15 protein-coding genes are annotated in these 13,840 nt (G+C 60.9%); 9 read left to right on the top strand and 6 right to left on the bottom strand.

Annotated features, from left to right (window positions below):
• The first annotated feature begins 49 nt into the window (after positions 1 to 49).
• Genes ACI2KS_RS25490 through csgH form a run of 3 tightly spaced genes read left to right on the top strand, consistent with a single transcriptional unit; the run spans position 50 to position 1,759 of the window.
• Positions 50 to 952 carry a CsgG/HfaB family protein gene (locus ACI2KS_RS25490; protein ID WP_404623787.1) on the top strand — a complete coding sequence of 301 codons (903 nt, stop codon included), beginning with the start codon at positions 50 to 52 and terminating at the stop codon, positions 950 to 952.
• Positions 936 to 1,445 carry a curlin-associated protein gene (locus ACI2KS_RS25485; protein ID WP_404623786.1) on the top strand — a complete coding sequence of 170 codons (510 nt, stop codon included), beginning with the start codon at positions 936 to 938 and terminating at the stop codon, positions 1,443 to 1,445. Before ACI2KS_RS25490 ends, ACI2KS_RS25485 begins: the two co-directional genes overlap by 17 nt.
• Positions 1,446 to 1,453: 8 nt before the next feature.
• Positions 1,454 to 1,759, top strand: a complete 306-nt coding sequence (csgH, locus tag ACI2KS_RS25480; protein ID WP_404623785.1) for a curli-like amyloid fiber formation chaperone CsgH — start codon at positions 1,454 to 1,456, stop codon at positions 1,757 to 1,759.
• Between the two features lie 333 nt (positions 1,760 to 2,092).
• On the opposite strand, the gene dhaL is transcribed toward csgH, so the two are convergent.
• Positions 2,093 to 3,805 (bottom strand): dihydroxyacetone kinase subunit DhaL, encoded by a 1,713-nt coding sequence (dhaL, locus tag ACI2KS_RS25475; RefSeq protein ID WP_404623783.1) that lies wholly within the window; start codon positions 3,803 to 3,805, stop codon positions 2,093 to 2,095.
• A gap of 300 nt (positions 3,806 to 4,105) precedes the next feature.
• Between dhaL and tal the strand changes: the two genes are divergently transcribed.
• Positions 4,106 to 5,032, top strand: coding sequence for a transaldolase (tal, locus tag ACI2KS_RS25470; protein WP_404623781.1), 927 nt, complete (start codon positions 4,106 to 4,108; stop codon positions 5,030 to 5,032).
• Between the two features lie 726 nt (positions 5,033 to 5,758).
• Here tal and rssC read toward each other — a convergent pair.
• On the bottom strand, positions 5,759 to 6,241 hold the full coding sequence (gene rssC, locus ACI2KS_RS25465) for an anti-sigma factor antagonist RssC (protein WP_074749420.1): 483 nt from the start codon (positions 6,239 to 6,241) through the stop codon (positions 5,759 to 5,761).
• Entirely contained in the window at positions 6,241 to 7,422 is a 1,182-nt protein-coding gene (rssB, locus tag ACI2KS_RS25460) for a two-component system response regulator RssB (protein ID WP_404623780.1), read from the bottom strand. Before rssB ends, rssC begins: the two co-directional genes overlap by 1 nt.
• 268 nt (positions 7,423 to 7,690) lie before the next feature.
• Between rssB and ACI2KS_RS25455 the strand changes: the two genes are divergently transcribed.
• A complete protein-coding gene (locus ACI2KS_RS25455) occupies positions 7,691 to 7,990 on the top strand; it encodes a PilZ domain-containing protein (protein WP_404623779.1) in 300 nt (99 codons plus the stop codon).
• 98 nt (positions 7,991 to 8,088) lie between these two features.
• Here the strand turns inward: ACI2KS_RS25455 and ACI2KS_RS25450 are convergent, their stop codons facing one another.
• Complete coding sequence (locus ACI2KS_RS25450; RefSeq protein WP_404623778.1) at positions 8,089 to 8,790, bottom strand: VacJ family lipoprotein; 702 nt, start codon at positions 8,788 to 8,790, stop codon at positions 8,089 to 8,091.
• A gap of 204 nt (positions 8,791 to 8,994) precedes the next feature.
• On the opposite strand from ACI2KS_RS25450, the gene ACI2KS_RS25445 reads away from it, so the two are divergent.
• The gene (locus ACI2KS_RS25445) at positions 8,995 to 9,630 is read left to right on the top strand and encodes an HAD family phosphatase (protein WP_404623777.1); all 636 of its coding nucleotides are present in this window, start codon (positions 8,995 to 8,997) and stop codon (positions 9,628 to 9,630) included.
• Between the two features lie 116 nt (positions 9,631 to 9,746).
• Positions 9,747 to 10,010 carry a DUF4404 family protein gene (locus ACI2KS_RS25440; protein WP_404623776.1) on the top strand — a complete coding sequence of 88 codons (264 nt, stop codon included), beginning with the start codon at positions 9,747 to 9,749 and terminating at the stop codon, positions 10,008 to 10,010.
• Between the two features lie 93 nt (positions 10,011 to 10,103).
• Here the strand turns inward: ACI2KS_RS25440 and queF are convergent, their stop codons facing one another.
• On the bottom strand, positions 10,104 to 10,934 hold the full coding sequence (gene queF, locus ACI2KS_RS25435; RefSeq protein WP_404623775.1) for an NADPH-dependent 7-cyano-7-deazaguanine reductase QueF: 831 nt from the start codon (positions 10,932 to 10,934) through the stop codon (positions 10,104 to 10,106).
• Positions 10,935 to 11,018: 84 nt separating this feature from the next.
• The gene (locus tag ACI2KS_RS25430) at positions 11,019 to 11,534 is read right to left on the bottom strand and encodes a plastocyanin/azurin family copper-binding protein (RefSeq protein WP_404623773.1); all 516 of its coding nucleotides are present in this window, start codon (positions 11,532 to 11,534) and stop codon (positions 11,019 to 11,021) included.
• A gap of 173 nt (positions 11,535 to 11,707) precedes the next feature.
• On the opposite strand from ACI2KS_RS25430, the gene ACI2KS_RS25425 reads away from it, so the two are divergent.
• Together ACI2KS_RS25425 and ACI2KS_RS25420 are read left to right on the top strand one after the other, a co-directional pair.
• Positions 11,708 to 12,388, top strand: a complete 681-nt coding sequence (locus ACI2KS_RS25425; RefSeq protein WP_404623772.1) for a heavy metal response regulator transcription factor — start codon at positions 11,708 to 11,710, stop codon at positions 12,386 to 12,388.
• Complete coding sequence (locus ACI2KS_RS25420; protein WP_404623771.1) at positions 12,388 to 13,746, top strand: heavy metal sensor histidine kinase; 1,359 nt, start codon at positions 12,388 to 12,390, stop codon at positions 13,744 to 13,746. Before ACI2KS_RS25425 ends, ACI2KS_RS25420 begins: the two co-directional genes overlap by 1 nt.
• The last annotated feature ends 94 nt before the right edge of the window (positions 13,747 to 13,840 follow it).

Raw genomic sequence — 13,840 nt, 5'->3', positions numbered from 1 at the left:
CTTACCCCGCCGGTCCCTCGGCGGGGTTTTCTTTGCAGGAAGAGAAAGCATGTACATCCGTTCGTTATCATTGATTTTATCTGCCGTAATGTTAGTCGCCGGCTGTACCACTTCCCGTCCCGCAGCGACCATTTCCCCGGCCACGCTGTCGCCTCCTACCCAGAGCCTGCGTGACCTGACCCACCTGCCGGCCCCTGCTGGGCCCATCAGTGTCGCGGTGTACGGGCTGCGCGATCAGACCGGTCAATACAAACCGTCGCCCGATAGCTCGTTTTCGACCTCGGTGACCCAAGGCGCCGCGTCCCTGCTGATCACGGCCCTGCGTGATTCGCGCTGGTTCAAACCGGTCGAACGGGAAAACCTGCAGGACCTGCTCACCGAACGCAAGATCATCCGTGCGCTGGAGCAACCGCAAGACCAGGCACAGGTTCAACTGCCTGCATTGCGTCCTGCCAACATGATTATCGAAGGCGCCATCGTCGCCTATGAAAGCAACGTCAGAACCGGCGGCATCGGTGTTCGTTACCTGGGTATCGGACCTTCGGAGCTGTATCGCCAGGATCAGGTGACGGTCAACCTGCGGGCGGTGGATATCCGTACCGGCGACATCATCCAGAGCATCACCACCACCAAGACGGTGTTCTCGATACAGGTCGACTTCGGCATCTTCCGCTTTGTCTCGCTCAAGCATCTGCTGGAGGTCGAGACCGGCCTGTCGCGCAACGAGCCGGTGCAGCAATGCGTGCGCGAAGCCATCGAGACCGCGTTGATCCACATGATCGCCCAAGGGGCCCGCGAGGGTAGCTGGAACCTGAAAAACCCGGCCGATCTGAACAAGCCGTTGTTGCAAAGCTACCTGCAGAGCTACGACGAGCAAATGTCCACCTTACCGATGGCCGAAGCGGACAAACAGCTGCTTCCCAATGGAGACAAGAATGTCACTCAACAATAATAAATATGGATGGATGGCCCTGGCCCTGTTGCTCGGCAGCCCCCTGTGCCTGGCCGCCGATCTGCTGCGCGAAGCACGTTATGCCGACATCACCGTGGGCAACAGCGTGGCCACGATTTCGCAGATCGGCTCATACAACAGGACCCGCGTCGATCAAGGCGGCGCCACGCAGCGTATCGCCCAGACTCAGGTCGGCAATCGCAATCAGGCGAGCATCAACCAGAGCGGGGCCAACAACAGCATCACCGCGCAGCAGAACGGTTCGGCCAATGGCGTACAGGTCAGCCAGTCCGGCAACAACAACCAGACCGGCGTGGCGCAGCATGGCAACGACAACTCGGCCAACGTCGTGCAGAACGGCACCTACAACCAGGCCTTCGTCGGGCAGTACGGACAGTCCAACCAGGCCACGGTCAATCAGGCCGGGTTCGGTGGCACTGTTTCGGTCACGCAGTACGGTGATCACATGAGCGCCAGCGCAACGCAGAGGTAAACCCTGTGATGGACTTTTCCCAATTGACGGTATTGATCGATGCCCAGCGCAACGGCGCCATGGTGATCATTCGTCCGCGCATCGAAAACCCCGCCCCACTTACCCTGCAGTACCGCATGACGGTGCGCCAGAGCAGCGCGAACGGGACCTCCAGCATCAATCAACAAGGCGACGTACAGACCGGCGTCGCGGCCAACAGTGTAAGCCTCAGCATCCCGACAGACGGGACCTGCCGGGTGCACTTGCAGGTGTTTGAGCAGGCCAGGCTGCTCAAGGAAATCGACAGCGCCTGCGCCAGCCCCTCCGCTGAATGATCGGGACGCGCCAGAACGGCATGATGCAGGCGCACCCTTGGGTTGAACCGTTGCTCTGGGCGCCACACGGCACGGCAACGCGCACGGGCCTGACGTTCAGGCATAAAAAAACCCGCCGAAGCGGGTCGTTTTTTCATTCAAGGCCATTCCAACATCCTGTCGGCAGCGCTCCGCGCAATGGCTGATCATCCTTGATCTCTGAAGCGGTTCCTGCGCTTCAGCTGATGGATCCAAGTTAACCCGCAAATGTTTCAGTTCATAGGTCGAGTTCGCCTCAGTGCGTGTAAGCCAATGACTATTCCTGTTCCCTGGTCTTGCCTGCCCCTCTGGATTTCAGTTTTGCAGCGCTGAAGCGATGGCGCGGGTCCAGATGCCCACCGCGAATGCGCCAGGATCGACATGCCCCAGCGCGCGCTCGCCGATATAGGACGAGCGGCCCTTGCGCGGCAGCATGTTGCAGGTGGCCTGAGCACCTGTTTGAGCGGCAATGGCCACTTCAAGCGCGGCAACCCGCGGTGCAACGTCTCCAGCCTGTGCGCTGAGAGCGGCCACCGCCGGTAGCAAGGCATCAATCATGGTGCGATCACCGGCGCTGGCACCGCCCAGTTTGACCATGCCGTCGCAACCTGCCTGCAGTGCCTGGGCCCATGCCTTGACGGCACCAGGCTCGACGCTGGCCGACAGTGCAACCCCGGCGCGCAGCACAAATACCGCGTACAGCGGCCCGGAGGTCCCTCCCAGAACCCGGCGCAGGATCCCGGAAAGCTGCTGCAGTGCGACGCCCGGCCGGTCAAGGGCCAGAGTTCCCAGCGCGTCATCCATGGCCCGTGCTCCACGCGCAAGGCTGATGCCGATATCGCCGTCGCCGACCACCGAATCCAGTTCGGTGAGTACCTGCTCGTTCTGTTGCAGCGCTTGGCTCACCGCCTGCAAGACCTTCTCGAAGATCAAGGCATTGGCCTGCGGCCACGACTGACCCTGAATATCGTGCTGCTCGGCTGTCGCCGCCCGAGGCAGTCTGGACACCGCCGTTGCGGGAACGGTCATGCCTTTCCAGGCCGTGGCGCCAGCGGGCGCGTTGAGGCGAGCGAGCAGGGAGTCGTCGAGTCGCAGCATCGACAGGGAACAACCCGCCATTTCCAGAGCGGTGAGGAAGGTGCCCACCATCACCGCCTCGACTTTCAGCCCCTGGTCGGCACATTCCAACAGCGCTTTACGAGCGACAATGTCCAGCTCCTGCACCGCGGTGCCGCCCAGATTGTTGACCATCAGTGCGACACGCTCGCCGGGCTTGAACTGGCCTTGAGCGATAATGCGCTCCAGCAACACCTTGACCATGTCATCGGCCCGCTGAATCGGGCCACGCCGTACACCGCTTTCGCCGTGGATCCCCAGGCCGTATTCCACTTCATCGTCTGCCAGGGTGAAACCGGGCTTTCCGGCGGCGGGCACGGTACAGGCGCTGAGCCCCAGCCCCATGCTGAACAGACCGGCGGCGGCCCGTTGCGCCTCTGCCTTGACCTGCGCCAGGGACAAACCGGCCTCTGCCGCAGCGCCCGCGACCTTGTGAATGAACACAGTGCCGGCGATCCCGCGCCGCCCCACCCGGCCACCGTCATCGTCCAGCGCCACGTCGTCGCCGACCACCAGCATGTCGACCTCAACCCCTGCGGCCCTGGCGATTTCGGCAGCCAGTCCGAAATTGAGGCGATCCCCGGTGTAGTTCTTCACGATCAGCAACACCCCCGCAGCTCCTGCGACCGTCATGATCGCGCTGAGTACGGCGTCAACGCTGGGTGAAGTGAAGACCGCCCCGGCCACCGCAGCGGTGAGCATGCCGCTTCCGACATAGCCGCCATGGGCCGGTTCGTGTCCGGCCCCGCCGCCGGACACCAGGCTGACTTTGCCGCTGGCGCTCAGTGCCTGGAAGTCCCGGCGCACGAGGATGTCTTCACCTTCCAGCAAAGCCAGCCGGTGATCGGCCAGGACACTCCCCTGCAGCATCTCGTCGACGACGTGAAGCGGGTCATTGATCAGTTTCTTCATGGTGATGGGTTCTCGCGGCTGAGTCGGTCATCAGCACAATAGACGACACTGCCGGGAACAACCTGCCTGATCCAGGCTCCAACCTGTCTGGATCGAGTATCCGCCCTCCTCGGGAACCGGCAACCATCAACCGCGCTGACCCTGCCAACGGTCAAGTTTCACACGGTCTGTGGCTCAGGCACGGGTATGCTGTTTGCGCAAACGCAGGCCTCTGAATCAGCCGGTCCGCTGCGGTTTACGCCCTTGAGTGACCGGCGGCGCTCGGGTAATGTCATCTAACCCACAGGACAGAGCACGCTCATGACTTCCAAGCTGGAACAACTCAAACAGTTCACTACCGTCGTTGCCGATACCGGCGATTTCGCTGCCATTGAAAAGCTCAAGCCCGTTGATGCCACGACCAACCCGTCGCTGTTGCTCAAGGCCGGTTCAAACGACAGCAATGCCGAGCGCCTCAAAGAAGCGTTCAGCGGCAGCAAAGGCGACATCAACCTGGCCAGCGACCGTTTCGCCGTCGCCATCGGTCGTGAAATCCTCAAGGTGGTACCGGGCCGCGTCTCCACTGAAGTGGACGCACGCATCTCTTTCGATACCCAAGCCTGCGTCGATCGCGCTAAACGCATCGTCGGCCTGTATGAAGATTTCAACATCGGCCGCGAGCGCATCCTGATCAAGCTGGCCTCGACCTGGGAAGGCATCAAGGCCGCCGAGCAGCTCGAGAAGGCCGGCATCCAGTGCAACCTGACCCTGCTGTTTTCCTTCGCCCAGGCCCAGGCTTGCGCCGATGCCGGCGTGTTCCTGATCTCGCCGTTCGTGGGCCGCATCTACGACTGGTACAAGAAGGCCGAAGGCAAGGATTACGTCGGCGCCGAAGACCCGGGCGTGCAGTCCGTGACGCGCATCTACAACTACTACAAGGCCAATGACTACAAGACCGTGGTCATGGGCGCCAGCTTCCGCAACCTGAGCCAGATCGAAGAACTGGCCGGCTGCGATCGCCTGACCATCAGTACGGACCTGCTGCAGAAGCTGGCCGACGACAACGGCACCCTGGCGCAGAAGCTCAAGCCGGGCAATGGCGGCGAACCGCGTCAGACGTTGAATGAAAGCCAGTTCCGCTGGGCGTCCAATGAAGACGCGATGGCCACCGAGAAACTGGCCGAAGGTATCCGTCAGTTCGCTCGCGATCAGGAAAAGCTCGAAGCGTTGCTCAGCGCCAAGCAGTAAAACGCAAAAAGGGCGGCACCTTCACAGGTGCCGCCCTTTTTTGTGTCTGAGCAATGGCCCAGGGCGTGGCGTTATCTGACGTTTGAGGGCGCCGACGATGCGGGCTTGCCAACCAGGTCGCGAGATGCGGCATTTCGGCACCCGCAGCTGCTGCCCGGAGGGCGTAGGCGTCCGGCTTGCTGACGATCTGCCGGGCACCGGCAACAAACCCTGCCAACGCGATGCACGTGACACCCTGCAGCTGCCTGGTTGACTGCCGCTTCGCGGCAGATCGCTGGCAAGCCAAGCTCCCACGGCCTGCGGCCAGAATCATAAGCACGCGGCGTTATGGAGGGATCGTTCCCACGCTCCGCGTGGGAATGCAGCCCGTAACGCTCTGGGTCAGCCAACAGGCGACGCGGAGCGTCTGGCGAGGTGCTACCACGCGGCGCGTGGGAGCGATCAAAGCCAAGCTCCCACGGCCTGCGGCCAGAATCATGAGCACGCGGCGTTATGGAGGGATCGTTCCCACGCTCCGCGTGGGAATGCAGCCCGTGACGCTCTGCGTCAGCCAACAGGCGACGCGGAGTGTCTGTGGTTGCGGTCACCCATAGACGTCTTCGCAGAAACAAAAGCGGACCAATGATCGGCTCTTGCCCTCGCTTTGCGAGCGCGAGAACTTAACCATCAAAAATAAATCGCGATTTGGGTGCAGGCTGGACGTCGGGTAGAACCAGGAAATGCTATCTACTGATGCTCGAGCGCATTCACCAGATCGCGGAACGCCTCGCGATTGGAGTCGTTGAGGCCCATCAGGATCTTGTGCGCTTCGAGCACCTTGGCCTTGACCACATCCTCGCACTGGTCCTGCGAAGGCAGATCGCTCAGGGTCTCGGGGCGCGGAATCGGCCGACCGACGATGTTGAACACCTGATCGAAGCCCATCGACTGCAACAGGCGCGTGATGTCTTCGTGAGTGGTCACGACCGTAGGCAGCAGCCCCGCCTTCTGGCGCGACAGGATCGACAATTTGGCCAGCAGGCCAAGCGTCGTGCTGTCAATGCTGCGGGTTTCTGTCAGATCGATCACCACGGTCGAAAAATTCATCGAGGTGAAGATCCGTTCAATCGTCGCATCCAACGCCGAGCAGAGAGTCAGGCGCACTTCACCCACGAACTTCAGGACAAAGGTGCCATCTTGCTCGGCAAACTGGATTCTACCGGTACTCATTAAAGGTTCCTGCTCAACACTAACAAGGCGATATCATCCGGCATCTCCCCGAGCGTGGCCAATCCAAACTTACGACGCAGACCATCCAGGCTGCCGCCCGCCTCCTTGACCAGTTCAGGCAAGTTGGCTTCTTTCTCTTTGAGTGTATCACCTGGCAGAAGGTCCAGAATGCCATCAGACAGCAGGGTCAGACTAAAGGACTCGGGCAGATCCAGAACGTGGTCTGTATAAGTCGCCTCGTTGAACAACCCCACCGGCAGACCGCGCCCTTCGAGATATCGGGTCTCGGTCGGCGTGTACAGCACGGGCAACGGCAAATGCCCGCCAACACTGTAGGTCAACTGCCCGGCTTGCTCGTCAATGACTCCACCCACCATGGTCACATGCTTGCCCAGCTTGCAGCTGATCAGGCCACGGTTGATATGGCCAAGCACTTCCGAAGGCTTGAACTCAGGCAGCGTGCCGCCGCGCTTGGATTCGAACAGCAGACGCGTGGTCATGAACTTCAGCAGCACGGTAATGAACGCCGACGACGCCCCATGCCCTGACACATCGGCCAGGTAAAACGCCACGCGACGCTCGTCGACGCGGAAGTAATCCACGAAATCCCCCGACAGATACAGCGACGGGATGATTTCGTGTTCGAATTCGAACGAGTCAATGGCCCAGGGATTGGTCGGCAGCATGTTCATCTGCACCTGACGACCAGCATCCTGATCCTCTTGCAGCAAGTGCAGGCTGGCTTCGAGCTCGCGGTTGGCGGTCTCCAGCTTCTGGCGGTAAAGCTTGTTTTCCTGCAACAGCCGCGCCCGATCCAGCGCCCGCTTGACCGAGTGCTCAAGCACTGCGAGGTCTTCCAGGGGCTTGATCAGGTAGTCGGCCGCACCCAGGCGCAACGCTTCGACAGCATCGCTCATGACGCCTGCGCCGGAGACCACGATAACCGGGGTTTCCGGGGCGAGACTGGTCACCTGACGAATCAGCTCGAGGCCGCCCACTTGGGGCATGCGCAGGTCGCAGATCACAAGATCAGGCTTTTTTTGCTCGAAGGTCTGTAGACCCTGCTGGCCATTGCTGGCCTGCAAGACGCTGAACCCACTGTCTTCCAAATAGGCCGCAAGACTCGCGCGCACTACTTCGTCGTCATCGATAATCAGCAGCGTGGCACTGGTTTTTTGCATGTGGGCAAACGGCGCCAGATTAGGTTGGCGTACGCGGTCTGATTTCTGTCAGGCCGCACACTGGATTCGCTTCTAGCCTCTCTGGATCCGGATCGGCGGACTTTTGGTCAAACGCTTCACGTGGCAGAGGTGCCCTTCAAGGCGCAGACGGTACTCCCATCCGCCGGGGGTTTCAAGCATGCTCCGGTGGTCGACCGGCGTCTTTACATCGCAAATCACCGGGAGTTATAAGAACCGTTAAATCAGCAACGAAATGGAAGGATGTGCCATGGGCCAGCTTGATCGCGACTACGCCGAAAAACGAGATTACATCCGCATGCGGGTCGACGCGGACATCAGCCTGATCTATGCAGGCCAGATCATTCCAGCGGTTTGCGTGGATTTATCCAGCTCTGGCATGCAGATACAGGCGCCGCGCTCATTCAAGGTAGGCGATAAACTCAGCGTGCGCATCGAGTCCGAGCACACCGCGCTCAAGGGTCTTGAGGCCGACACGGAGGTGGTCTGGATCGCTGACATCGACGGCAACGAGCAGAAACTGGGCCTGACGATCCTGGCAATGAAGTGATATCGCCTGGGAACTGCTTCACAGTTTCGAAAAGATCCGGAAAAGAAAAAAGGCGACTCGAAAGTCGCCTTTTTCATGCGTCACGATGAAGTAACCAATCAGAAATCGTCGACGACCTTGCCGTCCTTGACCTTGAACTCACGGTTCTGCAGGTAGGCGTTACGAATGAAGGTGTACTTGTCGCCGTTGATCAGCTTCTCGGCTGACAGCAGGCTGGCACGGGTGTCCACCACGCTCACGCCCAACGCCGTGTTGCGGGTCGGCACGTGATCGATGTAACGGTACGGCTGGGTGTAGGTGTCCGGGTACTTGGCGAAAGCATCGCGTACGGTGCTTGGGCCCAGCAGCGGCAGCATCACGAACGGACCGCTGGCAACGCCCCAGTGGCCGAGGGTCTGGCCGAAGTCTTCGTCGTTACGCTGCAGGCCCATCTTGGTCCCCACATCGAAAAAACCCAACAGGCCGAAGGTGGTGTTGAAGATCAGTCGCGCCGTATCGACGCCCGCCGCCTGCGGCTTGGCTTGCAGAACATCGTTGGCGAAGTTGGTCACTTCTCCGACGTTCTTGAACATGTTGTGGATGCCGTCTTCGAGAAATTGCGGGGTGATGAACTCGTAACCCTGGGCCAGGGGCTTGAGCGCATAGGTGTCAACGGTGTCGTTGAAGCGGAAGATCGCACGGTTGACGCCTTCCCAAGGGTCATCTTCTGCAGCTTGCGCGGCCATTGGCACCAGTGCCAGACCTGCCCAGAAACACGTTCGCGCCAGACGATTGATAAAGCCTGCACCAGTCACGGGCATAGCTGAGACTCCCAGTCAAAGTGATGAAGCGGGCGCTACGCCCCCAAACCAAAGCCTGGAGTATAAAGCCTTCCGCGAGGATTTACGTCGGTGAAAACCAACGCAATTCTACAACCCCTTAAACATCTGGAAACAATGTTGCTGAGCAGTCATCGCACTGTCACGAAAATCCCTTAGCGTCATTGCCATTTGAGAGGGAATTTCATGCTAGCCCCCGTCACCGTGCCAGCCCCGTCTTTCACCGCTGTGCTTTTCGGGCTCAGCGGTTGCCTGGTCGATTTCGGCGCACAGGCACGTGCATTGCGCGACAAGGATGGCAATGTTCTGGCAGGTCAGGATGTCCAGGCATACGCCGCGCCCACCCAGGGTGCGCTCAACGCATTGAAAAACCTCAAGCGACAGGGCATTCCGTGTGCGTGGATCGACGAATACCCTGCGCACATCACCGGGCAACTGGCTGCACCACTGACCGATCTGATCCAGCCCACCGTCCGCCCGGTCAATCGCTGGCCCGCCCCCGACGCTTGCTGGCAGGCATTGATGAGCCTGAATGTCGGCCAGATCGATGGCTGTGTGCTGGTCAGCGGCGATCCGCGCCTGATCACCGCCGCACTCAACGCAGGGCTATGGACCGTCGGCCTGGCGTCCTGCGGGCCGCTGTGCGGGCTTTCACCGGTGCAATGGGAGGCATTGAGCGACGTGCATCGCGAACGCCTGCGGGGCCGGGCGACCTTGGGCCTGTACGCCACCGGCGCGCATTCGGTGATTGATCATCTGGGCGAACTGGAGTCGTGCCTGGCGGACATCAGTCTGCGACGGCTGAAGTTGGAGAAGCCTTGAGCGTTGTTTGATCGACATCATGCAAGCGGACGCGGACTGGATTAGTCTTACGAGGTAAAGGACCTTTGCCCACGCATTGCGGTCCATGCTGAGACTATCATTGAAGGGAGCACCCTATGCCCGCCCGCGAACTGCAAGAACAACTCAATACCCTGCGCGAGCAACTGGATCAGAACCCACCGTTGACTGAAGCAGAACGTGATGACCTGCACACACTGATGGCCAAGATCCAGGCGGAGATCGCCGTTGAAACCGCCACCCGGGACCCTAGTATCTCCGATGGCGTCAATCTGGCCGTGGAGCGCTTCGAGCTGGAACACCCGGGTATCGCCGGCACCTTGCGCAACATCGTGCAGACACTGGGCAATATCGGCATCTGACCAGCCCCTGGTAAACGCACAGAAAAGCCCGTCGTGATGACGGGCTTTTGTGTTTCTGATTGCCGAGCAGAAGCGGTCAGGCGCTCGGCGTGCTCACTGTCGTGCCAGGCGTCCGTTGTCCAGGGTCAGCGTCTCAGTGCTGCGGTAGGGGTTGATGTCCAGCCCGCCACGGCGCACATACCGGGCGTACACCGTGAGCTTTTCCGGCTTGAGCAGGCTTCGCAGGTCCATGAAAATGCGCTCCACACACTGCTCGTGGAAGTCCGAATGCTGGCGGAAGCTGACGATGTAGGCCAGGAAACTCGCGTGATCAAGGGCCGCGCCGCGATATTCCACGGCAACGCTGCCCCAATCCGGCTGGCTGGTCACCGGGCAGTTGGATTTGAGCAGATGACTGTGCAGCGCCTCCTCCACGATTCGCGAATCGTCGCAGCGCAGCAGTTCTGGCTGCGGCCGGTCGTAGCTGCTGACCGTCAGGTCCAGATCGTCCACGCAAACGCCCGGCACCGCCACGATACCTTCGGCTTCGATGTCCTTGAGCGAACGAATGCGCACGCCGACGGGTTTACCGGCAGCGGCGGACAGGTCCTTTTCCAGCACCGTCGCAAGCTCCGCCTGAGACGCAAACGGCGTCTGGTTCAGCGAATTGAGGTAAAGCTTGAAGGACTTGGACTCGATGATATTCGGCGAATCCGCCGGGATGCTGAACTCGCCGATGGCGACCACCGGCTTGCCCGACGGCAGCAGCCAGGACAACTCGTAGCAGTTCCAGAAGTCGACACCCTTGTACGGCAGCGTCTCGGCGGTCAGCCCCAGTTCTGCCCACTTGGCGGTGCGCGCAATGGGAAACAGCAGGGACGGCGTGTAGGTGGCGATGTATTCACTGGACTTGCCCAGCGGCGAGTGTTCGGCTGCAGGATGCATGGCGGGACCTGAAAACGGATAAAAATGGGGGATGTGAAAATCCTGACCGGCAAGTTTATAGGGTTTGTCCCGCGCTTTCAGCGATTAGTCGGCGATGGCGATTTTCCCGACCATCCCCGCCTGATAATGGCCTGGAATATTACAGGCAAATTCCAGGTCGGTGGCCTTGCTGAAGGTCCATGTCAGCTCAGCGGTTTTACCCGGCTCGACCAGCACGCTGTTGGGATCGTCATGCTTCATGCCCATGTCGCCGTGATCCATCCCGGCCATCGCATTGTGATTCATGCCGGTTGAGGTCAGCATGCCGCTGGCGACCATCTTCAGCATTTCCTGCTGGTGGGCAGCATGCATGGCAGCGTCACCGAGGTTGAATTCGTGCAGCAGCTGACCTTTGTTGATCAACACGAAATGCACGGTTTCGCCTTCTTTGACCGTCAGCGACTTGGGCTCGAAATACATGTCGCCCAGGGTCAACTCCACGGTACGTGTTGCCTGCGCAGCTTGCGCTGGATGGCCAAAGTCGAAGTGCCCGGCGGGGGATGCAACCGTCGACAGGCTAACGCCCAGGAGCACGGCAGCAGCGATCAAACGAACAAACATGAGACTCTCCAGTCAACGACAATCGATGGCCTCAGGGTAGGCCTGCGCCACTGGCAATCAGCTGACCGCAAGATTACAACTTTGTAAGCTTGCTGACCGCCCGCCCCGCTCGCGCTATAAAGCGCCATTGCGCAGGGTCAATACCAGGCATCTGCACGCCTCAAGAGTCATCCATGAAATTACTGATCATCGAAGATCAAGCGAAAACCGGGCAGTACCTGCGTCAGGGCCTCAGTGAAGCAGGTTTCAACACCGAGCTGGTGGCGGACGGTAGCAGCGGCCAGCATCTGGCGCTCACCGGCGACTACGCCCTGCTGATCCTCGACGTGATGCTGCCCGGTCGGGACGGCTGGCAGATCCTGCAGGCGGTGCGCAGTGCCGGCCTGGACACTCCGGTGCTGTTCCTGACCGCCCGCGATGCGGTCGAGGATCGGGTCCGCGGCCTGGAGCTGGGCGCTGATGATTATCTGGTCAAGCCGTTTGCGTTCTCTGAGTTGCTGGCCCGGGTCCGCAGCCTGTTGCGCCGAGGCAGCAGCGCCACCCAGGAAACCCACCTGCAACTGGCCGATCTGCGCCTGGACCTGCTGCGCCGGCGTGTGGAACGCAACGGCCAGCGCATCGACCTGACCGCCAAGGAATTCGCCCTGCTGGAGCTGATGCTGCGCCGTCAGGGCGAAGTGCTGCCCAAATCGCTGATCGCCTCGCAGGTCTGGGACATGAACTTCGACAGCGACACCAATGTGATCGAAGTCGCGATTCGCCGCTTGCGTCTGAAAGTCGATGACGAATACCCCAACAAGTTGATCCACACCGTGCGCGGCATGGGCTACGTCCTCGAAGAGCGCAGCCTCTGATGTTCCGGCGCATTTCCCTTGCCAGTCGCCTGGCGCTGTTGTTCGCAGCCTGCACCGCCGTGGTCTCGCTGACCGCAGGGGTGCTGTTCAACCGGGCCAGTGAAGCGCACTTTCTGGAGCTGGATCAGCAATTGCTCGACAGTAAACTGCCGACCTTGCGTGCCGCCCTGACTGGCGTTACCAGCGCCGAGCAGTTCAATGGGCATAAAGACGCGGTGCAGGTCGAGCTGGCGCACTCGCCTGACCTTGCCCTGCAGCTTCGGGGTAGCGATGGCGCGCTCTGGTTCGACAGTTCGTCGCCAGTGACCGTCCAGCACAACGTGCAGGCCGGGCTGCAGACCCTGAGCAATAACGGTGTGGCCTACCGCGCCTACAACATTGCGCTGCGACCCGGCGAGCTAGATTCACCGCAGCTGACGCTGCTGCTGGACATCACCCATCACCAGCATTTTCTGCAACGCATGCAGCACTTGATCTGGCTGACCGTCGGCCTGTCGGCGCTGGCCACCGCCTTGCTCGGCGCCTGGGCGGCACGTAGCGGGTTGCGTCCGCTGCGGCGGATGAGTGACATCGCCGCCAGTGTTTCGGCGAGCTCCTTGACCACGCGCCTGCCGCAGACCGAGATGCCGGTCGAACTGGCCGATCTGAGCCAGGCGTTCAATGCCATGCTCGGGCGTCTGGACGATGCCTTTCAGCGTCTGTCGGCGTTTTCCGCCGACATTGCCCATGAGCTGCGCACGCCCCTGTCGAACCTGCTGACCCACACCCAGGTCATCCTCACCCGTCCGCGCAATCTGGAGGAGTACCGCGAAGCACTGCTGGGTAATCTGGAAGAGCTGCAATGGATGGCGCAGATGGTCAACGACATGCTGTTCCTGGCCAAGGCCGAGCACGGCTTGCTCAATCCCAATCGCGAGCGTTTGGCGCTGGGCCAGGAAACCGATGCGCTGCTGGAGTACTTCCTGCCGCTGGCTGAGGAGGCACAGGTGCAACTGAGTCGAGAGGGGGAGGCAACCCTGGCAGGCGACCGGCACATGCTGCGTCGTGCCCTGTCGAATCTGCTGGACAACGCGCTGCGCTTTACGCCGGCGAACGGCCAGGTGGCGGTCAGGCTGGGGTCCGCCGCCGGACAGGTATCGATCAGCGTGCAGAACAATGGCCAGACGATTCCATCCAGCGCCCTGCCCCGCCTGTTCGACAGGTTCTATCGCGCCGACCCGGCGCGTCACGAGGGCAGCAGTGAACATGCCGGGCTGGGGCTGGCGATCACCCGGTCGATCATCATGGCCCATGGCGGGACGATCCGCTGTGAGTCGCGGGACGGGATCACGCGGTTCTTGATCGAATTGCCGGTTTGAAGGCTGTGAACGCCCTGTGTCGCAGCCCAGCGTGCCGGCGGTAGCGATTTCAATCACGCCACCGCCGGCCAGCCGGATGGCTTTAGAGGTCTTG

Origin of the sequence: Pseudomonas sp. NPDC087358, from assembly GCF_044900785.1 — a bacterium.
GTDB lineage: Bacteria > Pseudomonadota > Gammaproteobacteria > Pseudomonadales > Pseudomonadaceae > Aquipseudomonas.
Note: the sequence above shows the minus strand (reverse complement) of the source record. Positions and strands in the feature narration are given on the sequence as shown.